The 26,042-nt window shown below is 70.0% G+C and carries 20 protein-coding genes and 1 pseudogene; 9 read left to right on the top strand and 12 right to left on the bottom strand.

What is annotated here, in order from left to right:
• The first annotated feature begins 43 nt into the window (after nucleotides 1-43).
• The 5 genes from ACOJUJ_RS27215 (at nucleotide 44) to ACOJUJ_RS27235 (ending at nucleotide 4,132) form a co-directional block, all read left to right on the top strand.
• On the top strand, nucleotides 44-430 hold the full coding sequence (locus tag ACOJUJ_RS27215; RefSeq protein ID WP_420130080.1) for a hypothetical protein: 387 nt from the start codon (nucleotides 44-46) through the stop codon (nucleotides 428-430).
• A complete protein-coding gene (locus ACOJUJ_RS27220; protein WP_420130081.1) occupies nucleotides 430-687 on the top strand; it encodes a DUF5985 family protein in 258 nt (85 codons plus the stop codon). The genes ACOJUJ_RS27215 and ACOJUJ_RS27220 overlap by 1 nt, the downstream gene beginning before the upstream one ends.
• Nucleotides 684-947 carry a DUF5985 family protein gene (locus ACOJUJ_RS27225; protein WP_420130082.1) on the top strand — a complete coding sequence of 88 codons (264 nt, stop codon included), beginning with the start codon at nucleotides 684-686 and terminating at the stop codon, nucleotides 945-947. The genes ACOJUJ_RS27220 and ACOJUJ_RS27225 overlap by 4 nt, the downstream gene beginning before the upstream one ends.
• A gap of 139 nt (nucleotides 948-1,086) precedes the next feature.
• The gene (locus ACOJUJ_RS27230) at nucleotides 1,087-1,500 is read left to right on the top strand and encodes a response regulator (RefSeq protein WP_420130083.1); all 414 of its coding nucleotides are present in this window, start codon (nucleotides 1,087-1,089) and stop codon (nucleotides 1,498-1,500) included.
• 385 nt (nucleotides 1,501-1,885) lie between these two features.
• Nucleotides 1,886-4,132 carry an ATP-dependent helicase gene (locus ACOJUJ_RS27235; protein WP_420130084.1) on the top strand — a complete coding sequence of 749 codons (2,247 nt, stop codon included), beginning with the start codon at nucleotides 1,886-1,888 and terminating at the stop codon, nucleotides 4,130-4,132.
• A gap of 90 nt (nucleotides 4,133-4,222) precedes the next feature.
• Here the strand turns inward: ACOJUJ_RS27235 and ACOJUJ_RS27240 are convergent, their stop codons facing one another.
• Nucleotides 4,223-5,776: a S8 family peptidase gene (locus ACOJUJ_RS27240; RefSeq protein WP_420130085.1), complete on the bottom strand. Its 1,554-nt coding sequence runs from the start codon at nucleotides 5,774-5,776 to the stop codon at nucleotides 4,223-4,225.
• A 509-nt stretch (nucleotides 5,777-6,285) separates the two neighbouring features.
• On the opposite strand from ACOJUJ_RS27240, the gene ACOJUJ_RS27245 reads away from it, so the two are divergent.
• From ACOJUJ_RS27245 to ACOJUJ_RS27255, 3 genes are all read left to right on the top strand, one after another.
• On the top strand, nucleotides 6,286-7,782 hold the full coding sequence (locus ACOJUJ_RS27245; protein WP_420130086.1) for a lamin tail domain-containing protein: 1,497 nt from the start codon (nucleotides 6,286-6,288) through the stop codon (nucleotides 7,780-7,782).
• 167 nt (nucleotides 7,783-7,949) lie between these two features.
• On the top strand, nucleotides 7,950-8,369 hold the full coding sequence (locus ACOJUJ_RS27250; protein ID WP_420130087.1) for a hypothetical protein: 420 nt from the start codon (nucleotides 7,950-7,952) through the stop codon (nucleotides 8,367-8,369).
• 3 nt (nucleotides 8,370-8,372) lie between these two features.
• A complete protein-coding gene (locus ACOJUJ_RS27255; protein ID WP_420130088.1) occupies nucleotides 8,373-9,167 on the top strand; it encodes a hypothetical protein in 795 nt (264 codons plus the stop codon).
• 275 nt (nucleotides 9,168-9,442) lie between these two features.
• Here ACOJUJ_RS27255 and ACOJUJ_RS27260 read toward each other — a convergent pair whose 3' ends face one another.
• The 11 genes from ACOJUJ_RS27260 to ACOJUJ_RS27310 form a co-directional block, all read right to left on the bottom strand.
• Nucleotides 9,443-9,994, bottom strand: a complete 552-nt coding sequence (locus ACOJUJ_RS27260) for a DUF6624 domain-containing protein (RefSeq protein ID WP_420130089.1) — start codon at nucleotides 9,992-9,994, stop codon at nucleotides 9,443-9,445.
• A gap of 246 nt (nucleotides 9,995-10,240) precedes the next feature.
• Nucleotides 10,241-11,983, bottom strand: coding sequence for an asparagine synthase-related protein (locus tag ACOJUJ_RS27265; RefSeq protein ID WP_420130090.1), 1,743 nt, complete (start codon nucleotides 11,981-11,983; stop codon nucleotides 10,241-10,243).
• Nucleotides 11,980-13,035 carry a glycosyltransferase family 9 protein gene (locus tag ACOJUJ_RS27270; protein ID WP_420130091.1) on the bottom strand — a complete coding sequence of 352 codons (1,056 nt, stop codon included), beginning with the start codon at nucleotides 13,033-13,035 and terminating at the stop codon, nucleotides 11,980-11,982. Before ACOJUJ_RS27270 ends, ACOJUJ_RS27265 begins: the two co-directional genes overlap by 4 nt.
• Before the next feature lie 286 nt (nucleotides 13,036-13,321).
• Nucleotides 13,322-15,079 (bottom strand): asparagine synthase-related protein, encoded by a 1,758-nt coding sequence (locus ACOJUJ_RS27275; protein WP_420130092.1) that lies wholly within the window; start codon nucleotides 15,077-15,079, stop codon nucleotides 13,322-13,324.
• Entirely contained in the window at nucleotides 15,076-16,197 is a 1,122-nt protein-coding gene (locus ACOJUJ_RS27280) for a glycosyltransferase (RefSeq protein ID WP_420130093.1), read from the bottom strand. The genes ACOJUJ_RS27275 and ACOJUJ_RS27280 overlap by 4 nt, the downstream gene beginning before the upstream one ends.
• Nucleotides 16,194-17,300 (bottom strand): glycosyltransferase, encoded by a 1,107-nt coding sequence (locus ACOJUJ_RS27285; protein ID WP_420130094.1) that lies wholly within the window; start codon nucleotides 17,298-17,300, stop codon nucleotides 16,194-16,196. The genes ACOJUJ_RS27280 and ACOJUJ_RS27285 overlap by 4 nt, the downstream gene beginning before the upstream one ends.
• A 75-nt stretch (nucleotides 17,301-17,375) precedes the next feature.
• A complete protein-coding gene (locus ACOJUJ_RS27290; protein WP_420130095.1) occupies nucleotides 17,376-18,500 on the bottom strand; it encodes a glycosyltransferase in 1,125 nt (374 codons plus the stop codon).
• A gap of 246 nt (nucleotides 18,501-18,746) precedes the next feature.
• Nucleotides 18,747-19,874: a DegT/DnrJ/EryC1/StrS family aminotransferase gene (locus ACOJUJ_RS27295; protein ID WP_420130096.1), complete on the bottom strand. Its 1,128-nt coding sequence runs from the start codon at nucleotides 19,872-19,874 to the stop codon at nucleotides 18,747-18,749.
• Nucleotides 19,875-20,442: 568 nt separating this feature from the next.
• Nucleotides 20,443-22,281 (bottom strand): ABC transporter ATP-binding protein, encoded by a 1,839-nt coding sequence (locus ACOJUJ_RS27300; protein ID WP_420130097.1) that lies wholly within the window; start codon nucleotides 22,279-22,281, stop codon nucleotides 20,443-20,445.
• Nucleotides 22,278-23,837 carry a response regulator gene (locus ACOJUJ_RS27305; RefSeq protein ID WP_420130098.1) on the bottom strand — a complete coding sequence of 520 codons (1,560 nt, stop codon included), beginning with the start codon at nucleotides 23,835-23,837 and terminating at the stop codon, nucleotides 22,278-22,280. The genes ACOJUJ_RS27300 and ACOJUJ_RS27305 overlap by 4 nt, the downstream gene beginning before the upstream one ends.
• A 593-nt stretch (nucleotides 23,838-24,430) precedes the next feature.
• Nucleotides 24,431-24,856 carry a hypothetical protein gene (locus ACOJUJ_RS27310; RefSeq protein ID WP_420130099.1) on the bottom strand — a complete coding sequence of 142 codons (426 nt, stop codon included), beginning with the start codon at nucleotides 24,854-24,856 and terminating at the stop codon, nucleotides 24,431-24,433.
• A gap of 347 nt (nucleotides 24,857-25,203) precedes the next feature.
• Between ACOJUJ_RS27310 and ACOJUJ_RS27315 the strand changes: the two are divergent.
• A pseudogene (locus ACOJUJ_RS27315) lies at nucleotides 25,204-26,042 on the top strand (hypothetical protein); the annotation flags it as partial.

Consider the following 26,042-nt stretch of genomic DNA (forward strand, 5'->3'; position numbering starts at 1 on the left):
GTCCGCCATCTGGCGGCGGGCGCGCCGTAAACCATGGGAGCGGATGAGCCAGGCGGAAATTCCCGAAGCCGTACGAAGCTTCGTCGCGCAGAACATCGACTCGGCGGAGCTGCTGGAAACGCTGCTGCTGGTGCACTCCGATCCTGCACGGGAGTGGACGCCGGAGGCGGTGGCGCAGTCCATCTACACCGTGCCGGCGGGAGCCACGCGCCGCCTGGAGCAACTGGTGGAGATGGGGCTGGCCACGTCCAACGACGCGGCCAATCCCGCGTACCGCTACGCGCCCACACGCCCCGCGCTGGCCGCGCAGGTGGACGCGCTGGCCCAGGCGTACCGGCGCGGGCGCGTGGCCGTCATCAACCTGATCTACAACAAGCCCCCCGACCCGCTCCGCAGCTTCGCGGACGCCTTCAAGCTCAGGAAGGACTGATGGGGACCCTCGTCTACGCCCTGTGTGCCCTGACCAGCCTGGCCTGCGCGGTGCTGCTGCTGCGCGGCTACGCCGCCAGCCGAGCGCGGCTGCTGCTGTGGTCGGGGCTGTGCTTTGCCGGCCTGGCCGCCAACAACGTGCTGCTGCTGATCGAAAAGCGCCTGGTGCCCTCGATGGACCTTTCGCTCTGGCGCTCCCTTCCCGCGCTGGCGGGCGTGGCCCTGCTGCTGTACGGACTGGTATGGGAATCCCGGTGACCGCGCTGGTAAGCGGCCTGCTGGTGATGGGGTACGCGGTGGCCGGACTGTTTTTTCTGCGCTTCTGGCGCGAGACGCGCGACCGCCTGTTCGGCATCTTCGCGGGCGCGTTCTGGCTGCTGGCGCTGCAGCGGCTGCTGCTGGCGCTGTTCCAGAATCCCAACCAGGAGCAGCTGTGGCTGTACGGCATCCGCCTGCTTGCGTTCGTGCTGATCCTGGTGGCCATCGTGGACAAGAACCGCGGCACGCGCACCGGGTGACGAGGCCTTCCTTCCACAAGCCGCCAGTTACGTAGCAGTTACACAAAACTGTTGTACGGCTGAGGGAATCTCTGTAGATTCAGGGGTACCATCATCCCCGTGTCCCCGCCGGACCGGCGCCCGTCACACCGAGGTGCCCATGGCCCGCAGCACCGTCCTCATCGTCGACGACGATCCCGACCAGCACACCGTGTGCGGAGTGTTCCTGGAGCACTCCGGCTACCGCGTTCTGCACGCGTTCGACGGGCAGGAAGGGGTGCAGATTGCCCGCGAGGAGCAGCCGGACCTGGTGCTGATGGACATCCGCATGCGGCGGATGGACGGGGTGGCGGCGCGGCGCGCGCTGGCGGCCGACCCGTCCACCGCGGCCATCCCGGTGGTGGCCGTGAGCGCCGACGTGCTTACCTGGCCGGAGCGCCGCGTGCTGGACGAGGGGTTCGCGGGGCACATCTCCAAGCCGTGCAACCTGCATCGCATCGGCGGTCTGGTGCGCGCGCTCATCCGTCCCCGGCAGTTCGTTGGCGTGGTGGCAGGCTCCGCGCTGGCCGTGTAGCAGATCGGCGGCGGAACCGAAGGGTAGAGGCGGTCCCGGAGCATTGCTTCGGGGCCGCTTTTTCCTTCGGCAGGGATCACGGCGCGGCGGGGTGCCCCTCCCCCGGCCCCTCCCCGTTCGTTCCTCACGGAGAGGGGAGAAGTCGATCCCGCTGCGACAAGCTTTCTGCCGTTCTCCCTCCCTCGCGCAATTTGCCTGGGAGGGGGCGGCCCACCATCCGCACCCGATCCTCGGCACCGCGCCCCCCGTTCACCCGTTCACCCGTTCACCCGTTCACCCGTTCACCCGTTCACCCCCCCGTCAACCCCTCCCCGCTCTCCCCCCACCCCGCTATCTTCCTCCCTCCACGTTCGCACTCTCGCACTTTCGCACTCTCGCACTTCCGTTGTCGCACGTCCCGCAGTACCTGCTCGACCTGAACCCGGAGCAGCGCGAGGCCGCGCTCGCCACCGAGGGCCCCGTCCTGGTGCTCGCCGGCGCGGGCTCGGGCAAGACGCGCATGCTCATTCACCGCATCGCGTACCTCATCCGCGACCGGCACGTGAACCCGCGCAGCATCCTGGCGGTGACCTTCACCAACAAGGCCGCCAAGGAGATGCAGGAGCGCGTGGCAAAGATCGTGGGAAGGGAGGCCAAGGGCGTCATCCTTTCCACCTTCCATTCGCTGGGCGCGCGCATCCTGCGCGACCACGGCCAGCAGATCGGGCTGCCCAAGGATTTTTCCATCTATCCCACGGGCGACCAGGTGGCGGCCATCAAGCGGATCATGACGGAGGAGGTGCACGTCACGGCCACCAAGGGCGAGGACACATACGACGTCAAGCGCGTCCTTTTTCAGATCAGCGACTGGAAGAACCGGCTGGTGACGCCCGACGAGGCGCGGCGCGAGGTGGCGGAGGGCGACATCAAGGGCAACCGTAGCGACGACTACGCGGTGCTGGCGGCCGACGTGTACCCGCGCTACGAGCAGACGCTGCGCGCGGCGGGGGCCACCGACTTCGACGACCTGCTGCTGCTTCCCGTGCAGCTGCTGCGCGAGCACACCGAGGTGCGCGAGAAGATGTGGCGGCGCTGGCGGTACCTGATGATCGACGAGTACCAGGACACCAACGGCGCGCAGCTGGAGATGGCGAGGCTGCTGGCGGGTCCGCTCAAGAACCTGTGCGTGGTGGGCGACGACGACCAGTCCATCTACGGATGGCGCGGAGCCGACGCGACCAACATCCTGGACTTCGAGCGCCACTATCCCGGCGCCCGTATCATCGTCATGGAGGAAAACTACCGCTCCACGCAGCGCATTCTGGACGCGGCCAACGGGGTGATCGCCAACAACACGGCGCGCCGCGCCAAGGTGCTGCGCACCGGCAACGGCCCGGGCCCCAAGATTGACCTGTGGACGTTTGGCGAGGAGAACAACAAGGCGGCGGACGAGGTTGAGGCGGAGATGATCGCCAGCGAGATCGGCGTGCGCCGCTATCGCGAGCAGCTGGCGTGGGGCGACTTTGCGGTCCTGTATCGCACCAACCTGCAGGCCAAGCCCATCGAAGAGCAGCTGCGGGCGGCCAACATCCCCTACCGCGTGGTCGGCGGGCAGTCGTTCTTCGACCGCAAGGAGGTTTCCGATCTCGTCGCGTACCTGCGGGTGATCCTCAACCCCAAGGACGAGGTGGCGCTGCGGCGCATCATCAACTACCCGGTGCGCGGGATCGGGCGGACGACGCTGCTCAAGCTGGTGGAGGCGGCCCGCGCGGTGCCCCATCCGCTGTACGAGACGCTCAAGCGGGTGGAAAAGGTGGAGGGCGTGAACCGCGCGCAGGCCGAGGCGGTGCGCGCGTTCGTGGACATGATGGAGGAGTTGCGGCTGGAGTTCCACAGCACGCAGGCGGCCATCGACCACGGGATCACCACGGAGCGCACGCTCGTCGGCTTTGCGCGCGAGCTGGTGAAGCGGCTGCGGCTGGAAGAGGCGGTGCGCGCCGACAACGCCAAGAGCGAGCGCGCGGCCGAGGTGCGGGTAGAGATCCTGCGCGAGTTCGTGGGCTCGCTGGAGCGGTACGAACAGCGCACCTGGGCCAGCCGTCCGCCGCCGGACGAGGAGGACGACTGGGATCCGCCGTCGCTGCGCGGCTTTCTGGAGCGCGTCTCCCTTTCGGACGAGGACGACAAGAAGGACAAGGACGACGACAACCCCGAGCTGGTGACGCTGATGACCATGCACAGCGCCAAGGGGCTGGAGTTCTCGCACGTCTTCATCGTCGGTCTGGAGGAGGAGATTCTGCCGCACTCGCGCAGCATGAAGGCGGCGGACACGGCGCAGGCGGAGGCCGAGGAGGCGTGGGAGCAGTTCGAGAGCAACGGCACCGGCGATCCGATCGCCGAGGAGCGGCGCCTGTTCTACGTGGGGATCACCCGTGCGCGGCACCGGCTTACGCTCAGCGGCTGCGCCACCCGGCGCGCGCGCGGCGGCGAAATCCCGCGGCAGCCCTCGCGCTTTCTCAAGGAAATTCCCCCGGAGCTGCTGGAGGCGCGCAACGCGGGCAAGGGCGTGACCTCGCTTTCGCCGGAAGAAAGCAAGGAGCTGCGCACCAACTTCTTCGCGCAGATGAAGGCCAAGCTGGCCAACAACGGCTGAGCGGTCGGGTGGGCCCCGCGGACCTGGGGGATGAAGAAGGGGGCGGCGCCTGCACGGCGCCGCCCCCTTCTTTACCTTCCCGTGGCATCCTCAGAAGCAGCGGATGTTGCCGCAGCCGGGGTCGCCATCCACGTAGACGTAGTGGTCGTCGATCACCGAGCCGCCGGAGGTGACCGTAACCCGCAGGTAGAACGGGTCATCGACGTAGGCCACCGACCGGCTGTACACGCTGCTGTTGGTGCCCACGGCGGTCCATACGGGGTTCGTGGCCAGCCGGTAGTGCCACTGGTACGCGTACGTGCCCGTTCCGCCGGTAGCGCTCGCACTCCACAGATAGGTGCGGCTGCCCAGCACGTACACGCTGCTGGAGCCGGTGATGGTGGCCGCCAGGGTGCCGGGCGAGGGGGCGGGGGGCGCAACCGGCGCGCCGCCAAAGCCCGTGAACAGCAGCGTGTTGGGCGAGCCCGCACCCAGCACGGAAAGGCGGTTGGGCGTCGCGTGCGCAAGAAGCGCGGCGCTCACGGCCGCGGGGGTGGCCGTGGGGTCCGTCTGCAGGTACAGCGCGGCGGCCCCGGCCACGTGCGGGCTGGCCATGCTGGTGCCGTTGAGGACCTTTGTACCGCCGGAGAGCCAGGCGCTCGCGATGCCGTCGCCCGGCGCGTACAGGTCCACGCAGCTGCCGTGGTTGCTGAACACCGCCTCCTGGTCGAACTGGTTGGTGGCGCCCACCGTGAGCGCGGCGGACGCGCGGGCCGGCGAGTACTGGCAGGCATCGTAGTTGTTGTTGCCCGCGGCGGCCGCCACGGTGACACCCGCCGCCACCAGGTTGGCGATGGCGTCATCCACCGCCTGGGCGGCGCCGCCGCCCAGCGACAGGTTGGCCACCGCGGGCTTTACGTGGTTCAGCCGCACCCAGTCGATCCCCGCGATGAGCCCGCTCACGGTGCCGTTGCCATTGCAGTCCAGCACGCGCACGGCCACCAGGCTGGCCAGGGGCGCCACGCCGTAGCTGGAGCCGGCCACGGTGCCCGACACGTGGGTGCCGTGTCCGTTGCAGTCCTGCCCGCTGCCGCCCAGCGCGTCGTACCCCACCGAGGCGCGTCCCCCGAACTGCGCGTGCGAGGCCTCGATCCCCGTGTCCAGCACGTAGACGCGCACGCCGGACCCGGTAGGCCCGTAGCCGTACGAGCCGTTCAGGGGCAGGTCGCGCTGGTCCACGCGGTCCAGCCCCCAGCTGGCCACCTGCGCGATGCTCACCACGCGGTCCGGCTCCACGTACGCCACGTCGGGGTGGCGGCGCAGCCCGGCCACGGCGGCGGCGGGGAGCGTAGCGGCGAACCCGTTGAGCGCGTGCTGGTAGCTGTGGTGCAGCGTGCCGCGATTGGCTGCCGTAAGCCGCCGCGCCAGCCCCGGCGCGTCGGCCACGCCGCCGCGGAACACCACCACGTAGCGGTCGGCGATGGCCCCGCCGGCGCCCGCCGCCTGCAACGCCGCGGGCGCGTCTGGCGCCAGTTCCGGCGCGCTGGGCGTGTCGGCGCACGCCGCCACCCCCAGCGCGCACGCGATGACCGTAACGTACTGCCTGACTCGATTGAACAGGCCCTGGCCTCCATGCTCCCTGTGCGCTGACGCTTCCGCCTTCATCCCGGAGCAGCGCGAGAAGGCGGTCGGGCACGGCCGGTGTTCCGTGCCCCGTGCGGTTCATACTCACGCAGCAACGATCCCGACATGATCCCGAGCATCTTTTAATTTGGTCTGATTACGTATTCATCAATAGACAAACATGCTGCGCCGCGCAAGGCTACGCGCAGGTGCAGGCGGTGCGGAGCGGGACCGGTCTACCGCCGGAGCGCGAGATGCCACATCTACAAACGCGCGCCACAGAACGATTTGTGCGCGCGATAGACGTCAATAGTGGAAAAAGTGGATAAATCACAGCCGCCCGCTTTTTCCGCCTTTCAGCTTCTTTTCAGCGTGGATGAGGGCACAGCAGAGATTACCAACGGGAAACCATCAAAATACACCATACGTTTACATCATAAATATCTGTAGATTAGCAATTTGCACAGAGTGGTGGGGATGATTTCCGGGAGCCGATTCACGAGATTGGACGGGAAAGGTTGTTATTCCTCCTCCCGACCCGGAGCTCTCCCATGCTGCGCGTCACTCTGCACCCCATGCTGGCCGCGGCCGCGCTCCTTGCGCTGTCCGCCTGTACCGACCTCGCGAACCTTCCCACCGCACCCACACCGTCCGGCCCCAGCACCACCGTTTCCGCCTACGCATCGCAGATCATCATCAACGAAGTGATGGTGGATCCGAACGCGGTGGCGGACGCCAGCGGCGAGTGGCTGGAGGTGCACAACACCGGCGCCGCCGCGGTAAACCTGCAGGGATGGACGCTGGCCTCCAACAACGACGCCGCGCAGACCATCGCCAGCTCAGTCATCGTTCCCGCGGGCGGCTACGTGGTCCTGGCCCGCAACGGCACCTACGCCACCAACGGCGGCGTGAACGAAGACTACACGTACGCCATCATCAACCTGGCCAACACGTCGGACTGGGTGGCGCTGCGCGACAACCTGGGCGCCAGCGTGGATTCCGTCGCGTGGGCGACGACGATGCCGGCGGGCGCCACCCGCGGCACCAGCAACCCCACACTCGACAACCTGGACGCCAAGGGCACCAACTGGCACACGTCGACGACCGCCTTTGGCGCGGGCGACCAGGGGACGCCGGGCGCGCGCAACGACGGCAAGCGCGGCGCGCTGGTGGTGCGCATCATCGACGCCGGGCAGGCGGACGCCATCTTCATCGAGAACGGCGACACGCGCATCATCCTGGACGCGGGACAGGGGCTAAGCCGCATGGCGAACCTGATCAGCGAGTTCGGGATGGCCAACAACACCATCGACATGATGTTCATGTCCCACGCCCACTACGACCACCACGGCGGCCTGCGCGAGTTCTTCAAGACGGCGCACAACATCAACATCCCCGTATTTTTCGAGAACAAGGACGCGCAGGTGAGCAGCACGCTGCAGGAGCTGCGCGACACCCTGGCGGCGCGAGACCTTCGCGACGAGACGGACTACCGCGACACGGACGACCCCTGCGGCACGGGCGCGGCCATCTGCACCTTTGTGCTGGACGGCGGGGCCAAGCTGCACGTGATGAAGCCCAAACCAACCGGCGACCCCAACGACCGCTCCGTCCCGCTCAAGCTGGTGGGGCCCGACAGCGCCAGCTTTACCATGTGGCTTTCGGGCGACGCGGAGCACGCGGCGCTGGAGTGGTTCGATACCACGGGATACGACGTGGCGCCGGGGATGAACGTGGACGTGGTGAAGGGGAACCACCATGGCAGCTGCAACGGCATCAGCAGCCGGTTTCTGGACCTGACCAGCCCCAGCTGGATCACCTTTGGCGTGTCGGCGACCAACGGATACCACCACGTGCACACGCAGACCAAGGACCTGCTGACGGCGCGCTCCATCCCCTGGTACCGCTCCGACGGCAACGGCCGCATCACCTTCAGCACGCCGGGAACGGCGGGCGGCGGCTACACGGTGTCGGTCGAGAAGGGCACCGCGAGCATGAGCGGCGCCGCGGACGCGACATCCAGCCAGACGGAGTGCAACAGCCTGTAGGTGGGGATGATGGAAAGGCGCGGAGACCACACCGGGTCCGCGTCTTTCGCATGAGGAGGGTGAGATCCGGTGGCTCCATGAAGTGTGTACACCCCCTTGCAATCAGGCGAGTACTTTTCGATATTTGTGTACACATTCAGCGGATGTCGTGTACACATGGAGGTTGCATGGGGCTCGGGATTCGGGAAGCCAGAAATGCGCTTCCTTCTCTCATCAAGCGCGCAGCGGAAGAAAACGAGGACATCCAGCTCGGCGCGCGCGGAGCGGACGAGGTGACGCTGGTCGCCACGCGTAAGTATCAGTGGATGAGCCACGAGCTTGACCACCTCCGTACGGAGGTCGCCGGCCTCAAGGAGCGTCTGGCGCAGATGTCTGAACGGGCTGACCAACCGGCTGGTGGCTACCCGTTCGCGGGGCTGCAGCGCGCGCTGGACAGCGGACGATTGAAGGTAGGCGCCTCGGAGCCTCGCATCCGCCGGTACCTCCCCGATTACGCCGACACCAGCGCGGTCCACCGGGAAGAGCGGATTCGTTTCGGGAGTGACACCGTCCAGCCGCAGCACCGCCGGCCGGGGCCGAGAGGGTAGCGGATGACGGAATACCTGAGCAGCCCTAACGAATCCCTGCGCCAGGGAGACGTGATCCTGGCGCCCGTGACGGTGCTGGTCTCCAGGGACGAGGCGCCGGGAGCGGATGCTCCAGCCCTGCCGCCGCGCTACCTCGGCGACCGTGCGCACACCTTGCTCTGGTCGAAATCCACCCGATTGGTCCCGGACGTCGTCGCGGACACAGTGTTCGCGCCGGTCCTCGTGCTGAGCCACGATTGCCAGCTGGAAAAGGACTTCAACGAACGGGTTCGCGCTCTTGTGGAAGAAGACGGGCTGCTCCTGGACGATGCGATTAAACAGGCCTCGGGGGACCCGGCGCTCGATCCTTTCGCTGTGGTAGCGCCGCTGCGGGCGTATTCTGAAATCCCTGAACACCGCCATGCCGGAATCCGATCAGGTGATCGAATTGGGTACTTTGTGCTCGATGCACTTCCCGGCGACGGCGGCGACTACGCGGTAGACCTGGGCTGTGTCTGTACCGTTTCGGTTCTCCTGCTTCCGCAATCCGGCAAGGTTGCGTCGTTGGGTCCCGCATCGGTCGCGGAACTGCGCTACAAGCTCGCGGAGGCATACGCCATCCGTGATCTGAGTGTGCTCGCGGAACTGGAGGCGATGGTTGGGCATCGGATACTGCGGACGGAGGCGCTACCGAGGTCGAATAAGAAGAGCGCGCTCATTCTCCACCTGGACAACGGTGAGCTGATTCACCTGGAGGTCCGCCGACCCCGGGATGAACTCCCTGAAGAAATCACGCGAACCCCTGCCGCACAGCCCTGATACAGAATCCGCAAAAGCATTGGGCACGCAGAGGAAGCCGAGGAAGCAGAAACTGCATGTAGAAATTCTGCTCCCTCTGCGTGAGAATCTGCAGTTGGGATTACGGAGTGTATTTGCGGATCAGGTATGAGCCGTTTCTGTTGTATGAGAGTAGCGAAGGCGCGGAGAACCATCAGGGTTCTCCGCGCCTTCCCGTCTTCTCAGATGGGCGACCGCCCGGAGCTACGGCGTCCAGCCGGGGACGACGACTTTGGCGCCGCCGGTCATCTCGGCGATCATGCGGACGTAGTCGGCCATGGGGACAGGCCCATGGAGGCACGGCGCTCGTCCAGGCGCGCGACGTCGTCGATGGGATCGGCGATCCAGCGGCCGTCGACGGCGTTGAATTGCGAGCCGTACAGCTGCGGCAGCCCCTGCCCCACGCGCACGCGGTCGGTGATCAGTGCCAGGTCCGGCAGCGCCACCTCGCCCGGCGGGGCGGCCTGCATCATCGCGAGGGCCCGGCGCTGCAGCGCGTCGTCTTCGGTGTGCTGCACCAGCAGGAACGCGGCGCGCGCACCCTCCGCACCCACCCGGCTGATCCCGGGCCAGCCGTGCTCGTCCAGGATCTCCCGTATACGCGCGGTATGGGCGCTGTCCACGCGCATCATCCCCCGCATGAATGCGGTGTCCTGCAGCCGTTCGGGCGTGAACCCCGCCCGGACCTCCTGGTCCACTCTCCCCATCTCCAGCAGCTCCCGCATCAACGCGGAGTCAGCCGGCGTCGCCTGTGCGGCGGCGGGCGCCGCCAGCAGCAGCGCGAAAAGCAGGAGGGGATGGATGCGCATCGGACGATCGCCGCGGAGGAAAAGCCGTGAGGTTGGCCCGATGCTACTCATCGCGGTGAACCCATGTTCCGCCGCGTCGGCGTGCCCCACACTCCGATGCGTCTATACGCACGGGCGCCGCCGATGCGAGCAGGTGAAGCCCCGTTTCGCGAGGAACGAGCGAAGACGGGGCTTATGGCAGTTCCAGCCGCGGCTTCAGCCGCCCTCGTCGGGGCCCGCGCGTACGTCTCCGCGGGAAAACCCGCCCTACTCCTCCGCCCCCACCCGCGCCAGGTAGCTCAGCTGCACCAGGATCAGCTGGCGCAGCGGGTGCCACTCGCCACGGATGGAGGCGATGATGGCCTCAGGCGAGGGGTCGGTAAAGACCCCGCGCAGGGGGGAGCCAGCGTACTGGTGCAGTTTGGCGGTGCCGGCCTGGGAGCGGGCGACGATGCGCCACTTGGGCCAGGGCTGCTGCCGCGCGCGCACCTGCCCCGTCACCAGCGCGCGCACGCCGCGGGTGATGCGCAGCCCCGCCGTCAGCGGCAGGTTGGCGGCCACGCCAAAGTACGGAAAACGCCAGCGCGAGTGCGGAACGGCCCACGAGCGGCGGAAGAGCGGCTTCATCGCGGCGTGGAACAGGCGGCGATGGTGCTTCCACTCCGCGGGGATCGCGGCGGCCAGGGTGACCAGTGCGTTGGCGTGGTAGGGCTCCTGGCTGGCGAACATCCGCCGGTTGCCGTGCAGGTTTGCCGAGTGCTTGCGCTGCGTGAATGGCCACAGCTTTTCCCACTCGGTTGCCGTCGCCGGGCGGAACTCCGCGAGCCAGCGGCGGAACGCCAGGCGCCGCGCCACCACCTGCTGCAGCAGTTCGGGGCGGATGATGGAGGCGGGCGGCAGATCGAAGGCGTCCCGCGCGGGGCGGTCGGGTTCGTGCTCGGCCTTGAGAAACGAGTCGGACGACAGCCCGCCGAGCACGACGGGGAAGCCGCGCAGTCCCAGCCGCTCGTGGAAGCCCCAGCCGTGCACGTCCATGAAGTTGTTGTGCGTGCCGATCATCCGCCCGACCGGTTCCAGCCCGTCGACGTAGTGGTCCGGCGTCCGCGCACCGAACGTGAGCGTGGCGCCGTACGCCCGCGCCGCCGCCCGTGCCACGCGCACCTCGCGGTTCTCCCAGTCCGCGTAGACGAACGCGCGAACCCGCACGCCCTCCGGCACCGCGCCCAGCACCGCACGCGCGTCCTCGCCGCCGCTCAGCAGCAGCGCCACCTCCGGCACGTCGCGGCAGATGGCGCCCACCTGCTCCACCAGTGCCTCGCGCACCGCCGCCGCCGCATCCCGCACGGACGCGAACGGGTTGGTCTCCACCGGCCGCCAGTACGCACGCGGCTCGCCGGGCGCCCCGTCCGCATCGAACGGCAGCGCGGTGGCGGGCGCCAGCTGCTCCACGCCCGTGTAGAGCGTGTGCGGCCAGGTGCAGGTGAGGTTCGCGAGCAGGTCGGCTGCGGACACTGGATCGATGTGCGCGCTTCGCCCCGTCGCGCGCGCTACGGCGTCCAGGTGCGTCCCCGCGATCCATCCACCCTCCCCGCCCGCGTGGCGCGACGCGAAGACGGGGACAAAGCCGCCGACGTCCGTCACGATCATCCCGCCGCCGCGCGCCGTGTCGATGGACAGCGCGGCGAATCCGGAATCGATGCGCTCCGCCCACGGCGCGCCTGGCCCGCCGCGGAGGAGGGCGTGCAGGGCGCGCCGGCGGCCGCCCAGGCGCGAGAGACCCGGCGGCTCCGGCGCGATCCGGATCACCGGGTCGCCGATCAGCACGGAGATCGATCCGCCGTCATCCACCAGGGTTTCCAGCGGATCGGCCGGGCCGCGCGCGACGGCCAGCGAACCCCACGACCCGTGCCGCTCCTCCACCGACGCCGATACGTGGCCCACGTACCGCTCCAGCGCGCGCCGAAGCTCGCCCTCCGGCCGGCGCGCGGTGGAGAAGAGAAAGTCGCTCATCCGCCGCGCCTCGCCGCCACGTACGGTGCCGCCCGCCGCACGCGCTCCAGCACGTCGTCCGGGGTGATCTGCTCCATCCGGCCCAGCTTGGCGGTAAAGTTGGATGGGTCCGGCGGCGTGCCGGGATCGGTGTAGCGGTCGATCCACAGGTCCTGCCAGGCGCGGTACGGCCCCACGCGCCATGGATTCGTGTGGCCGAACATCCCGATCGCCGGCACGCCGAAGCCGCGCGCGATGTGCAGCGGCCCCGTGTCCGGCCCGATCACCAGGTCCGATCCGCCCACCAGCCACATCAGCCGCCGCACGCCGTCGCCCAGCGCCCAGACCGGCTTGTGCTCCGCGCGCTCCACGATCTCGCGCGCGATCCCCTGCTCCCGCGCGCCCGGCCCGCCGATCAGCATGGTCCGATAGCCGAAGTCCCGCTCCAGCGCATCCACCACGCGGGCGTACCGGTCGGCGAACCAGTCCTTTTTCCCGTTGGCGGACGCGGGGACGATGGCGACGACCGGCCGGTCCCGGAGAGGCGCGAAGAACTCCGCCTGCGCGCGCTTCTCCTCATCCGACAACGTGATGCGCCACTCCAGCGGGTCCGGCCGCGGAACGCCCAGGTGATCCAGGAAGAGGAGGAAGAGATCCTGGGTATGCCTCCGCGGCGTGGGCGCGAGGTGATGGTTCGCCGCGAGCCACGTGCCCTCCGCCGCGCGGTCGCGCCCAAAGCCCAGCCGGTGCGGCGCGCGTGACAGCAGCGTGGGCCACGCGCTTTTGACGTAGACGTTCAGGTTGATGGTCAGGTCGAAGCGGTGCCCCGCCAGCTCGCGCCGCAGGTCCCGCAATCCGCGCAGTCCGTTTTTTTTTCTATAGATGACGATCTCGTCCACCGACGGATGGTGCAGCAGCGCCTCCGACGGCATGGGCTCCACCACCCAGGTGATGTGGCGCGCGGGATCATCGTCCTTGAGCGCGTTGACGATCGGCAGCCCGTGGATCACGTCGCCCAGCCCCGTCAGCAGAACGATGCAGACGCGCTGTGAGGGATAGCGTAGCTCGCTCATCGGCGGGTCCCCGCGCACCGATGCATCCGCCACGGGGATGATCCGCCGGCATCGGCTGGAGCGATTGAAATCGCGGCAACAACGTCACGCTGTCCGCCTTCGCGGACACGGCGGCACGGGGGTGTACGGCGTCCCAAGCACCGGCGCGTCCGCAACCAGGCGAGGCGGAACGATCCAGCCGAAGCACAATCGAAGTGTATACCCTCTCCCGCTTGCGGGAGAGGGTGCGAGCCCAAGCGAGCGGGTGAGGGCCCCCCGCGGCCGCAGTTCGATCCCTGTCGAGCCATCATCCGCGGGTCAGGTAGGCAAGCTGCAGCGCGGCCAGCTGGCTGAGCCCCGGCCACCCGGCGACGGCGTGCGTGGCATCGGCCGGATCGCCCGCGAAGACGGTGCGCAGCGGCGAATCGGCGATGGGGTGCGCGGCGGTTTTTTCGTGCATCGGCGGGGTACGGACCAGGTCGTCCCAGTCGGGCCAGCTTTCCTGGCCGGCGTTCCACGTGCCGGTCAGCAGGGCGCGGGCGCCGCGGGCCACGCCCAGCAGCGGGCGGGCGACGGCGTTGACGGGCTGCGGAAAGTACGGCATGCGGTTGCGCGTGTGCGGCACGTACCACGAACGCGCAAGCAGCGGCCGCATGGCGCGGTAAAAGAGCGCGCGGTCCAGCTTCCACGCCTGCGGCACCGACGCGGCCAGCTGCACCACCGCGTTCGACATGAACGGCTCGTGCGAGCGGAACAGGCGGCGGTTGCCTTGAAAGACCGTGGCGTACCTGCGCACGGAAAATGGATAAATGAACGACCATTCATCCGCCGATTCCGGCCGGATCTCCGCCAGCCACTCACGGAACGCCGTCCTCCGCGCGCCCGCCTCGGCCAGCAGTTCCTCGCGCACACCGGGAAGGGCAGGCGGGCGCGCGGGGCGGATGCCGGGCGCTTCGCCGCGCTGCAGCTTGCGGCGCGCCCAGCGGCGCACGTTGTCGCCCTTGAGCAGCGCGTCGGACGAGTAGCCGCCCAGCATCACGGGATACGCGCCCATCCCCAGCGAGGCGTGAAAACCGTAGCCGTGCACGTCGACGAACTCGTTCTGCGAGCCCACCATCGACGCCACGGCCTCGAAATGCGCAAGGTCGTGCCCCGGCGGCCGCGGCGCGAAAGTCAGGGAGGCGCCGTAGGCCCGGGCCACGCGGCGGGCGCTGCGGATCTCGCGGTTGTCCGCCTCGCCAAAGACGAACCCGTCCACCCGCACCCCGTCCGGAATGGCGCCTAGCACGGCGCGCGCATCCTCGCCGCCGCTCAGCTGCATGCCGACACGCGAGTGTCCATCCACCGCGCGCCGCACGTCATCCACCAGCGCCGCCCGCAGCGCCTCCGCGGCCTCTTCCGGCGAGGCAAAGGCGGTGCGCTCCGCCGGCCGCCAGTAGGCGCGCGCCTCGCCCGCCCAGCCATCCGCCCCGAAGCGCCGCACCGATCCCGGCTGCGCCTGCCGAACAGCCGGGTACAGCGTCCGCGGATACGCGATGGTCTGGTAGCCGATCAGCTCCACGGCCGACACCGGATCGACGTCGCCCAGCACGCCCGCCGCCTCCGCCACCGCATCCACGTGCGTCCCCAGCACCAGCGGCTCCCCCGCCCCGCACGGCTCCGCGGCAAAGACGGTGACCCACGCGAACAGGTCGGTAACGATGGAGCCCGTCCCGCGCGTCGGATGGATCGACAGCGCAGCGAAGGGCCCGTCCAGCCGACCGTCCCAGCTCGCCACCTCGCTCTCCAGCAGCAGGCGATGGAGGGCGGCGCGGCGCTCGTCATCGACCGCTGGGCCCGCGGGGAGCAAAGGAACGGTCAGGAACGGCTCGCCGATGAGGACGGTGATGCCGCCTTCGTCGCGCATCACCGGCTCCGGATCGTGCGGGGCGCGGGCGATGGCCAGCGTGCCCCACGCGCCGGCGTACTCATCCACCGATGCGCTCACCGGGCCCAGCCACCGCTGCAGGATGCGCCGCAGCGCGCCGGGCTCGCGGGGGCGCGAGGCTAAGAGAAAGTCGCTCACGGCGCGTCCGGTACGGGGCGGCCCGCGAGAACGGCCTCGTAGCCGTCCACCATGCGCTCCGGGCCGAACCAGTGCTCCGCGCGCCAGCGGGCCTCCGCCGCCCGCGCCCGCACCTCCGGCGCGCCGGCGCGGATCCCCGCCACCACCTCCGCAAGCGCGGTGGCCAGCGCCTCCGCCTGGTCCACCGGCACCACCCAGCCGGCCGCAGACCGCTCCGCCGTCGCGCCGAGCGCACTCCGCGCGCCCATGAACTCCGCCGCGACGGTGGGGAGCCCGGCCGCCATCGCCTCCAGCATCGCGTTGGGCAGGCTGTCGCGGCGGCTGGCGAGCACGAACGCGTCCGCCGCCGCCATCAGCCCCGGCACGTCCTCCCTCGCGCCCAGCAGGTGCACCCGCGCGCCGACGCCCAGCCGACGCGCCGCATCCTCCAGCTCACCCCGCAGCGGCCCGTCGCCCACGATCGCCAGCCGCACGTCTGCAGACAACGTCGCGAACGCCTCCAGCAGCACGCCAAAGCGCTTGTGCGCGGCCAGCGTCCCCACGCTCAGCAGCACCACCTCATCCGCCGCGGCGCCAATCTCCCGCCGCAGCTCCGCCGGGGCGGCGGCGGCGGGCGGCACGGCGTTGAGGACCACGTGAACGCGATCCGCGGGAAAGAATGGCGCCATCTTGCCCACGATGCGGCGGATGTCCGGCGAGTTGGCCACGACGACGTCGATCTGGCGGCGAAAGGCGCGCCGCTTTTTCCACGCGGACGCGCCGCGCGGCGGAATCTCCTGCGGCCCGCCCAGGCGGAACACGATGCGCGGCACCCCCGCCGCGCGCGCCGCCAGCGACGCGCCGAAAAGCCGCTTCCACGAGGTGAGCAGCACCGCGTCCGGCCGCTCGCGCCGCAGCCAGGCCGTGAACGCCAGCCCGTTCAGCGGGTCCGCGTCCCCGCGCGGGCGGATGCCGGTCGTCCGCACGCCCGCGCGCTCCAGCGCATCGCGCACGGGGCCGCGCGCCCGGCACGAGACGGCCACGTCGTGGCCGCGGGCGCGGAGACCGGTGGCGATCAGCAGCGCCTGCCGCTCGTTTCCGCGCACGTCCTCGCCGTCCACGTGAATGACGACCTTCATCCGCCCGGTCCCCGCCGACGCACGCCCTCCTGCAGCAGCCGCTCCCACTCGTCAAGAAAGCGCTCCTCGCCAAAGCGCCGCGCCGCCCGCTCCCGCGCCGCCTCCCCCATCCGCCGCCGCCCGTCCCCGTCCCGCAGCAGTCCGCCGATCGCCTCCGCCAGCTCCGCCTCCGAAAAGCGGGTGACGATGCCGGCGCGCGGCTCGTCCAGCGCGGTGTCCAGCGCCTCGCGCGCGCCGCTCACGTCCGTGCTGACGACGGGAAGGCCCGACGCCATCGCCTCCAGCATGGCGTTCGCGAACCCCTCGCGGTCCGACGAGACGGCGAACACGTCCATCGCCGCCAGCACGTCGCCCACGTCACGGCGAAAGCCGGCCAGGTGCACGCGGTCCGCCATCCCCAGCTCCGCCGCCACTGTGCGGATCCCCTCCATCGCCGGCCCGTCCCCGGCGATCAGGCAGTGCACCGGCTCCGGCAGCGCCGCGAGCGCGCGCAGCAGGCGGTCGAAGCGCTTCTGCCCCGCCAGCCGGGCTACGGAACCCACCACCAGCGCATCCGCCGGAATCCCCAGCTCCCGCCGCACCGCGCCCGGCTCGCCCGTCCGCACGGGGGCGCGGACGCCGTCCAGGATCGTCACCACCTTCGCGGGATCCAGCGCGGGATCGCCGGCCAGGAACGCGTCGCGCATGGCGTCCGCGTTCAGCACCACACGGTGCACCCAGCGGCGCAGCGCCAGCCGGTAGCGCGCGCCGCGGCCCGGCGTGTCGCCCTGCAGCACAATGCGCTGCACGACGAACGGGGCCCCGGCCAGTCGCGCGCCGAGCCCCGAGAGAAAGACCTTCTTGAACGTGGTGAGGATGACGGCGTCCGGCCGCTCCCGCCGCAGCCGCGCGGCCAGGCGCGCCGCGTCGGGGAGCATGGCGTCGCCACCGATCCGCTGCACGCCGGTGGGGATGCCGTAGGATGCCGCGCGCTCCGCCTTTTCCGCGTCGCGAAAGAGCATCAGCACGCGGTGGCCGCGGCGCTGCAGCCCCGCCAGCAGCAGCACCGTCCCGATCTCCCCCCCGCCGAACGCGTTCGAGCTGTTGTGGGCCAGGATGAACATCAGTGCGAAAGTGCGGGAGTGCGAAAGTGCGAAAGTGGCCGCATCTCACGACTCCTGACATACCCACAATTCCGCTTACGCACCGACCACCTCTGTCGCACCCGTTTGCTCTCCCTGTAGATCGGCCGAACCGCCGGCCAGCACCCGCTCCCACGCGTCCAGCACGCGCGGAAAGCCGAACTCGCCCCGTGCGCGCACCCCCGCGGCCGCGCGCATGGCGTGGCGGCGGGCGTCATCGTCCAGAACGCCGCGGATTCCGTCGGCCACGGCGTCCGCATCGAATCCCACCACGATCCCCGGCGCGATCCCGCTGCCGCCCGGCCGCAGCGCCTCGTCGGTTCCGCTGACGCGCGTGCTGACCACGGGCACCTCCGCCGCCAGGGCTTCGAGCATGGCGTTGCTCATCCCCTCGCGGTCGGAGGTCATCACGAACACGTCCAGCGCCGCCAGCACCTCCGCCACATTCGGCCGGTGCCCCAGAAAGTGCACGCGCCCCGCGATTCCCAGCGCCGCCGCCTGCCGCTGCAGCGCGCCCCGCAGCGGCCCGTCGCCCGCCACGACGCAGTGCACCTCCCCCGGCAGCCGGGCCACGGCGTCCAGCAGCCGGTCCAGCCGCTTTTGCGCCACCAGCCGCGCGACCGAGCCCACGCAACGCGCCGCGGATGGGATGCCGAGCTCCGTCCGCAGCGCGCCGTCCGAGCGCGGGGCCGGGGGATGCACGGCGTTGGGGATGACGGACAGGCGCCCGGCCGCGTAGCCGGGAAGCGCCGCGTACGCCGGCCTCAGCCGCTCCGCGACCACCACCACCTGGTCCACCAGCCGGCGGAAGGCAAAGCGGTACTTGGCGTTGCGCGGCACGTCCGTTTCCAGCCCGATGCGGACGACGATGCGCGGCACGTGCGCCATCCGCCCCGCCAGCCCGGCCAGCCATGCCTTTTTGAACATCCCCACCAGCAGCGCGTCGGGCCGCAGCTCCCTCAGCCGGCGCGCCAGCCGGGCGGCGTGGTGCACGGACGCATCGCCGCCCAGCGGCAGGATCTGCGCGTCCACACCCAGCGCGCGGGCCGGCCCGGCGACCACGGCGTCGTTGCACAGCAGCAGCACGCGGTGCCCGCGCTGCTGCAGGCCGGCCAGCAGCAGCGCCACGGCCCGCTCCGCGCCGCCCCATACGCGGGCGCCGTTGTGGGCGACGATGAACATTGAAGGTCCGCGGGTACGGTCGTGCAAATCAAGACGCCGCGGCGGCTCACCCCTTCGCCGCGCGCACTCCGCTCAATTTACGCGCATCCGTGCCCGCGCCCTATGAAAATCTTCTGTCGCCCGAAGAACCGCGACAAAGTGCGTCAGTGCGTGAGTGCGTCAGTAGGACCGATGCGCCTGCGTCCGACACTCGCGACCGGCCCACTTCCGCACTCACGCACTCACGCACTCACGCACTTCCCTCCCCTACCGTCCGAAGAACGTGCCGACGCTCTCCGCCACGTACGCCAGCTGTGCCTCCGTCAGTTCCGGGAAAACGGGCAGCGACAGCACCTCGCGGCAGGCACGCTCGCTCTCCGGGAACTGACCTTCGCGGTAGCCCAGGTAGGCGAAGCACTCCTGCAGGTGCAGGGGCACGGGGTAGTACACGCCGCTGCCGATGCCCCGCTCGCGCAGGTGGTCCGCCAGCGCGTCGCGGCGTCCGTCCAGCACGCGGATGGTGTACTGGTTGAAGATGGACTCGTTCTCCGGCCGCACGGGGGGAGTGACAATCCCTTCGATCCCCGCCAGCGCCTGGTCGTAGAACGCGGCGTTGCGGCGGCGCGCGTCGCTCCACCCGCGCAGGTGCGGCAGCTTGGCGCTCAGCACCGCCGCCTGCAGCGCGTCCAGGCGCGAGTTGTAGCCCACCTCCTCGTGGTGGTACATCTGCCGCCCGCCGTGCACGCGCAGCTTGCGCAGCCGCTCCGCCGTGGCGTCGTCGCCCGTCACCGTCATCCCCGCGTCGCCAAAGGCGCCCAGGTTCTTGGTCGGAAAGAAGCTGAAGGTGCAGGCGTCGCCCAGCACGCCGGTGGCAAACCACTCGCCGTCCGTGGTCCGCTGACGCGCGCCGATCGCCTGCGCCGCGTCCTCGACGATCTTCACGCCGCGCCCGTCGCCCAGCGCGCGGAACGCCGTCATGTCTGCCATCTGCCCGAACAGGTGCACGGGCATCACCACCTTCGTGCGCTGTGTGCAGGCGGCGTCGGCGGCGGCGGGGTCCAGGTTGAAGGTGTCGGGCTGGATGTCGGCGAAGACGGGGCGCGCGCCCACGTTGTGGATGGCGCCCGCCGTGGCGAAAAAGGTGAAGGGCGACGTCACCACCTCGTCGCCCGGGCCGCAGTCGAAGGCGCGCAGGGCCAGGAGGATGGCGTCGGTGCCGCTGGCGTTGCCCACCGCGTGCTTTACCGGCAGGTACGCCTCGATCTCGCGCTCGAACTGGTCCACCACGGGGCCCAGGATGAAGCGCTGGTCGTCCACCACCTGCGTAAGCGCGCCGAGCGTCTGGTCGCGGATCTCGCGGTGCTGCAGCGTCAGGTCCAGCAGAGGTACTTGCATCTATCCATCACCATCGGTTGAAAGTCTTGTTGTTCCGGCACCGCACGGCGTCCGACAGGCCCTCTCCCCCGCCAGGCCTTTCGCTCGTTCCTCGCGACGGCTGGCGACCCCTCCCCCAACCCCGGGGGAGGGGTTGGGTCGGGCGCGGAGGCTCGTCGACGAAGGCCGAACTGGCGCCCGCGAGGGTGCCCCTCCCCCGACCCCTCCCCGTTCGTTCCTCACGGAGAGGGGAGAAGTCGATCCCGCTTCGACCAGGTGCGTCGCACCTCCCTCCCCCGCGCAGTTTGCGGGGGAGGGCCGGGGAGGGGGCAGCCCACCATCCCGCGCCACTCCAGCCGAAGCTCACCGCCGCCTGCCCCACACTCAACCTCCCCCGGCAGTTTCGGGGGAGGTGGACCGGTGGTGCCGGTCCGGAGGGGGCCTGCTCCGAGCCGTCCGAAGCACCCAGGACTCCGTCGTCACACCAACCTCCCCCAGTCTTTTTTGGGGGAGGTGGGCGAGTGGTGCGAGCCCGGAGGGGGCGCCGCCCCTCGCGCCAAAGTGTCCGCAGCCCTCCCAGTCCCGTACCCTACGCCGCCTTCTCGTCCCCCCCGAACTGCATCTCGTACAGCCGGCGGTACAGCCCATCGCGCGCCACCAGCTCGTCGTGGGTACCGCGCTCCACGATGCGGCCGGCGTCCAGCACCACGATCTGGTTGGCACGGCGCACGGTGGACAGGCGGTGCGCGATGACCAGCACCGTGCGGTGCGCCATCAGCTCTTCGACGGCCTGCTGCACCAGCCGCTCGCTTTCCGTGTCCAGCGCGCTGGTGGCCTCGTCCAGGATCAGGATCGGCGGGTTGCGCAGCAGGGCGCGGGCGATGGCGATGCGCTGCCGCTGGCCGCCGGAAAGCCGCGTCCCCTTTTCCCCCAGCACCGTGTCGTACCCCTGCGGCATGGAGGCGATAAAGCCGTGCGCGTTGGCCGCCCGCGCCGCCGCCTCCACCTGCTCCTGCGTGGCGTCGTTGCGCCCGTAGGCGATGTTGGCGCGCACCGTGTCGTGGAACAGAATGGTCTCCTGCGTCACGATCCCCAGCAGCGCCCGCAGGTCCGCCAGCTTGAGCGTCCGCAGGTCGGCCCCGTCCAGCGTGATGCTCCCCGCCGTGGGGTCGTAGAAGCGCGGCAGCAGGTCCGCCAGCGTGCTCTTCCCCGCCCCGCTCGGTCCCACGAGCGCCACCACCTCGCCCGGGCGGATCTCCAGGTCGATGTCGCGCAGCACCGGCGTCTCCGCCGCGTACTCAAAGCTCACGCCCTCGAAGCGCACGCCCTGGCGGAATCCGTCCACGGGCAGCGCGTCCGGCGCGTCGAAGACCTCCACCGGCGTGTCCAGCAGCTCGAACGCGCGGTCCGCCGCCGCCAGGCCGGGCTGCACCGTCGCGGGGAACTGCGCCAGGAACTTGACTGGCGACATCAGCTTTCCCGCAAAGAGCAGAAAGGCGATGAACGTCTCTGGGATCATCGATCCCTCGGCCAGCACCAGGTAGCTGCCGTACCACAGCATGGCCAGAATGCTGACGGCCGTGATCATCTCCGTCGCCGGCGTAAAGAACTTGCGCCAGCGCTCGTTCTTGACCCACGCCCGGTACTGGCTGCGGGTAAGCTTCTGGAAGCGCTCCTCTTCCCACGCCTCCGCGCCGGACGCCTTGACCAGCCGCACCCCGCTTACCGTTTCCTGGATGTGCGACGCCGTTTCGCCCACCGCGTCCAGCACCTTCAGCACGCCGCGCCGCAGCCGCTTGCGCAGCCGCGCCCACAGCCCCAGCATCGGCGGCATGAAGAGGGCGGCGACCAGCGTCAGCTTCCACGAGATCCCCAGCATCACCAGCAGCGCGAACACGGCCTGCAGCAGCTCCCACATCAGCTTGGCCAGGTTGCTGGTGGCCAGGCTGCGCATCTGCTCCACGTCGTTGGTCACGCGGCTGATGATCTGCCCCGCGCGCGTCCGCTGAAAGAAGGGAAATCCCAGCCGCAGCAGGTGGCCATAGATGTCGTTGCGCATGTCGCGCGTCACCCGTCCTTCGACCACGGAGACGGAGACCTGCGACACGTAGTAGGCCACGTTCTTGATCGCGTACACCACGAACAGGAACAGCACCACGTTGCGCAGCGCGTCCATGGGCTCGCGCCCCGCGATCGCCCACCCCACCGCGTCGCGAAGAAACTGGACCACCGGACCGGCGGTGGGGCTGAGGAACGTGTCCAGCCCCGCCATCGAATCGCCCTGGTTGAACAGGACGCGAAGGAAGGGGATGAGCAGCGTGTAGCTGAACGCGTCCAGCGCCGCCCACACCGCCATCATCACGATGGCCAGCGCGAACAGCCCCTTGTGGGGGCGCACGTAGCGAAGGATGCGGAGGTACGTGTTCATCGCGGCGTGAGCAGCGCCACCGGGAGAATCATCTCCTCAGGGCTGATGCCGCCGTGCAGAAAGCTGCCACGGTAGCGCGCCTGGTACTGGCGCAGCTTGGTGGGATAAACGAAGAAGACGTCTTCCAGCGCCATCAGGTAGTTGGTCGCCGCGCGCCCCGCGGGAAATCCCATCACCCGCTCGTCGTTGGTGCTGAACGCCAGCGAGGGATCCTCCGCGCGCAGGTCGTCCCCGAACTTGTAGCGCAGGTTGCTGGTGGTGTCGCGCTTGGCGAACACGGTGGCGGGGCGGTGGCAGTGGATGGAGCCGTGGTCCGTGGTCAGCAGCACGGGCACGCCCATCCGCATCGCTTCCTTGATGGCGGTAAAGGCTTCCGACCGCTCGAACCACTGGCGGGTAAGCGCCCGCAGCGCCTCCTTGTCGCGCGCCACCTCCAGCAGCACGGCGGATTCCGACCGCCCGTGCGTAAGCAGGTCAACGAAGTTGAAGACGGCCGCCGTCACCCCCTGCTGCGCAAGGTAGCTGGGAAGCCGCTTGAGCAGCCGCTCGCCGTCGCCCGCGTCGAACACCTTTTCATAGTGCACCGGCACGTCGCGCCCGGCGATGCGGTCCACGTGCTCGCGAAACAGCTCGGCCTCGTTGGCGTTCAGCGAACCCTCGCCCTCGCGCTGCCACCAGCCGGGGATGCGCTCCGCCACGCCTTCCGGGTACAGTCCGCTGAAGATGGCGTTGCGCGAGAACGGCGTGGCCGTGGGAAGGATGGAGCAGTACAGCGCTTCTTCCACCTGCGCGATCGGCTCCAGCAGGGGCACCAGCGAGCGCCACTGGTCCAGCCGCAGGCAGTCGATGATGACGAACAGGACCGTCCGGTCCTTGCCCAGCAGGGGCGCCAGGTACTGCGGAACGATGTCGACGGAGAGCGGCGGACGGTCCGGCTCGCCGGCGGTCCAGTGGCCGTAGTCCTGGCACACCCAGCGGCAGAACTCGCGGCGGTAGTCGTCCAGCAGCGTTTCAAGCGAGGCCAGCAGTCCCGTTTCTCCGCCCTCGCGCAGGCGCAGCTCCCAGTCCACCAGCTCGGAGTAGGTGTCGCACCACTCCCGCCAGCCGCGGATGCGCGCCACGTCCGCGTTCATCTCGCGAAAGCGGACGCTGAAGTCGCGCGCCATCGCCTGCTGCTGGATCTGCCCCCCTTCGAGCAGACGGGTGACGACGGAGAGCACCTGCCGCGGCGAGGTGGGCTTGACCAGGTAGTCCGCCACCCGCCGGCCGATGGCCTCGGTCATGGTGCGGTCTTCCTCGCTCTTGGTCACCATGACCACCAGGACGCGCGGATCCATCCGGCGGATCTCGTCGAAGACCTCCATCCCCGTGCGGCCGGGCATCTGCTCGTCCAGCAGGATAAGGTCGTAGCCGTGCAGGCGAACGAGCTCGATGGCGTCGTCGCCGTTGCTGGCGGCATCGACGTGGTACCCCCGCCCCTGCAGGAACAGCAGGTGCGGGCGCAGCAGGTCGATCTCGTCGTCTACCCAGAGAAGGCGTTTGGGAGGTGGTGCCATAGCCGGGAAAGCTACGGGCGCGGCCGTTCCCGGTCAAATCAGCCGGGGCGCCGCCGGAGCCGGGCTAAGGAACGGCGGAGTGGGGGTTTGGCATCGAACTGCGCCGGCAAGCCGCCCCCTTACTCGCTCAGGCTCGCACCTCCCCCAAAAACCCCTGGGGGAGGTGGACTTCGATCCCGCTCCGAAGACTGCTATGCACAACCTTCCCGCGCCATTGAACTGCAGGGGGGAGAGGAGAACTTCGATCGTGCTTCGGCGACGATCACGCTGCGGCGGCAAGCCGCCCCCTTACTCGCCTAGGCTCGCAGCTCCCCCAAAAACCCCTGGGGGAGGTGGACTTCGATCCCGCTCCGAAGGCTGCTTTGCACAACCCCTCCCCCGCAGTTTGCCGCAGTTTGGGGGAGGGGTCGCCGGGCTGTTGCGAGGAACGAGCAAAAGGGCCCGCCGGGGGAGAGGGCCCCGCGTCGCAGACGCGGGCGCCCACCATCCGCATCACCCTGTCCGAAGCGCCGCGGATGCCCATGCCGTTCCGCCCCTCTCCCACGCAGTTTGTGGGAGAGGGGCAGGCGAGGAACGAGCCGGGGCGAGGGCCGTCAGGCCTCGTTCGCGTTGCCGTCGGCTTCGCGGGGGTTGGCGTCCACGCCGTCGGCCTCATCGGCCATGATGGCGTGGCGGGCGCAGACGCGGGTCTCCGGGATCACCATCAGCCGGTCGAACTCGATCGGCTCGCCGTCCACCTCGCACAGGCCAAACGCCTCCGGCGACTTGTACAGCCGGCCCAGCGCCTCGTCGATGGCGTACAGGCGGCGGCCCTCCATGGTCGCCAGGAGGAACTGCTGCTCCTGCTCGTAGTTCTCGCTCCCCACGTCGGCGGGGTGATTGTCGTAGACGCTCAGCTCGCTCAGCTTGTCGCGCAGCTCGTCGGTGGCGTCGTCAAAGTGGCCAATGGCCTCCAGCACCTGCTCGCGGTCCTTGAGCAGCCGCTCTTCGATCTGCTTTCGCTGGTCTTCCTGAAGCATCGCTTCGCCGTCCGGTAGGAGATTGATGTGCGGGCCCGTTGCCCGCCCGCCGCCGCACCGTCAATCTCCGTGCCGCCCCCCGCCGCAACCCACCCCTGTCATCCCGCCGTCCGGATTTCGGACAGCGCATCCGCAAGTCATCCTTTCCCAATTACTTGCGCATCCCGCCCCCCGGCACCGCGTCCAGAGTCTGGACGCGACGCCGTACGCATCCATCATCCGCAAAGCCCATCCTCGCAACGATTTAGCTTCCATCCACCGATGGCGCGCGGCTCGCTTGGTTCCGGGCACGCGCGGGCGGCGACACGGCTGCCCGCGGCGCATCCACCGCCCGCCGCCGCACGCCGATGTCCATCCTTCGCTCCTCCGCCGTTCTCGTCCCGCTGCTGGCCCTGGCCGCGTGCGGCGGTTCCGGCGCGCCCACCGAAGCGTCGTCCGCGGCGCGGACGAGCGTGGACCGCTCCGAGATCACGCTCGCGGCACCGGGCGAATCCGCGACCCTCGCGGCGAGCGTGGACGGCCAGCCCGCCGCGGCTACGCTGCGTTTGACCTCCGAGCGGCGCTGGCTGCACGACGTGCCGGTGCTGGACGCGGCGGCGCTGGCGGAAGGCCGCATCGTGGCGCACGGGCCCGGCACGGCGGAGCTGTCGGTTTCCGCGGCGGGCGCCGCGTCCGCGACGGCGACGGTGCGCGTGGCGCCGCCGCGGCCGCTGGCGCTTTCCGCGACGAGGGCCGGCGACACGGTGGTGGTGCGCGGCTTCGCGATGGATCGCGCGGCGTCGGGCGTGCGCGTCGGCGGCAGGGACGCGCGCATCGTCCACGCGGACAGCGCGACGCTGCGGGCGGTCACGGCGGGGGGCGCGGAGGGATGCACCAGCGGATCGCGGGCGGAGGCCGTGGTGGTGTCCGGCGCGGACGCGGCCGGGCCGCTGGCCGTCCGCCGCGCGCGCCAGGGGGAGCTGGCGCTGGCGGTGGGCGCGCCGGTGCGGCTGGACGCGGCGCGCGCCCGCTGCCTGATGCTGGCGCCCACGGCCGGCGCCCGCTACGCGCTGGCCTTTCTGGACCCGCGCCGGGTGCGCGCGTCGGAAGCCGGACCCGAAGGCGCGGCGCCGGCATCCATCCAGTACACGGCCAGCGTGGCCGAAGCGGGGAGCGCGGCGCCGTCGCTGGCGCGCCTGGCGCCCTC

The sequence above is a fragment of the Longimicrobium sp. genome (assembly GCF_048594345.1).
GTDB lineage: Bacteria > Gemmatimonadota > Gemmatimonadetes > Longimicrobiales > Longimicrobiaceae > Longimicrobium.

Bases quoted from the DNA above. Each gene is read 5' to 3' on its own strand.
- ACOJUJ_RS27220 (WP_420130081.1), top strand. From the start codon at position 430: ATGGGGACCCTCGTCTACGCCCTGTGTGCCCTGACCAGCCTGGCCTGC.
- ACOJUJ_RS27295 (WP_420130096.1), bottom strand. From the start codon at position 19,874: ATGCAAGTACCTCTGCTGGACCTGACGCTGCAGCACCGCGAGATCCGC.
- ACOJUJ_RS27255 (WP_420130088.1), top strand. From the start codon at position 8,373: ATGACGGAATACCTGAGCAGCCCTAACGAATCCCTGCGCCAGGGAGAC.
- ACOJUJ_RS27290 (WP_420130095.1), bottom strand. From the start codon at position 18,500: ATGTTCATCGTCGCCCACAACGGCGCCCGCGTATGGGGCGGCGCGGAG.
- ACOJUJ_RS27285 (WP_420130094.1), bottom strand. From the start codon at position 17,300: ATGTTCATCCTGGCCCACAACAGCTCGAACGCGTTCGGCGGGGGGGAG.
- ACOJUJ_RS27250 (WP_420130087.1), top strand. From the start codon at position 7,950: ATGGGGCTCGGGATTCGGGAAGCCAGAAATGCGCTTCCTTCTCTCATC.
- ACOJUJ_RS27280 (WP_420130093.1), bottom strand. From the start codon at position 16,197: ATGAAGGTCGTCATTCACGTGGACGGCGAGGACGTGCGCGGAAACGAG.
- ACOJUJ_RS27270 (WP_420130091.1), bottom strand. From the start codon at position 13,035: ATGAGCGAGCTACGCTATCCCTCACAGCGCGTCTGCATCGTTCTGCTG.
- ACOJUJ_RS27300 (WP_420130097.1), bottom strand. From the start codon at position 22,281: ATGAACACGTACCTCCGCATCCTTCGCTACGTGCGCCCCCACAAGGGG.
- ACOJUJ_RS27230 (WP_420130083.1), top strand. From the start codon at position 1,087: ATGGCCCGCAGCACCGTCCTCATCGTCGACGACGATCCCGACCAGCAC.
- ACOJUJ_RS27305 (WP_420130098.1), bottom strand. From the start codon at position 23,837: ATGGCACCACCTCCCAAACGCCTTCTCTGGGTAGACGACGAGATCGAC.
- ACOJUJ_RS27240 (WP_420130085.1), bottom strand. From the start codon at position 5,776: ATGAAGGCGGAAGCGTCAGCGCACAGGGAGCATGGAGGCCAGGGCCTG.
- ACOJUJ_RS27310 (WP_420130099.1), bottom strand. From the start codon at position 24,856: ATGCTTCAGGAAGACCAGCGAAAGCAGATCGAAGAGCGGCTGCTCAAG.
- ACOJUJ_RS27215 (WP_420130080.1), top strand. From the start codon at position 44: ATGAGCCAGGCGGAAATTCCCGAAGCCGTACGAAGCTTCGTCGCGCAG.
- ACOJUJ_RS27260 (WP_420130089.1), bottom strand. From the start codon at position 9,994: ATGCGCATCCATCCCCTCCTGCTTTTCGCGCTGCTGCTGGCGGCGCCC.
- ACOJUJ_RS27265 (WP_420130090.1), bottom strand. From the start codon at position 11,983: ATGAGCGACTTTCTCTTCTCCACCGCGCGCCGGCCGGAGGGCGAGCTT.
- ACOJUJ_RS27245 (WP_420130086.1), top strand. From the start codon at position 6,286: ATGCTGCGCGTCACTCTGCACCCCATGCTGGCCGCGGCCGCGCTCCTT.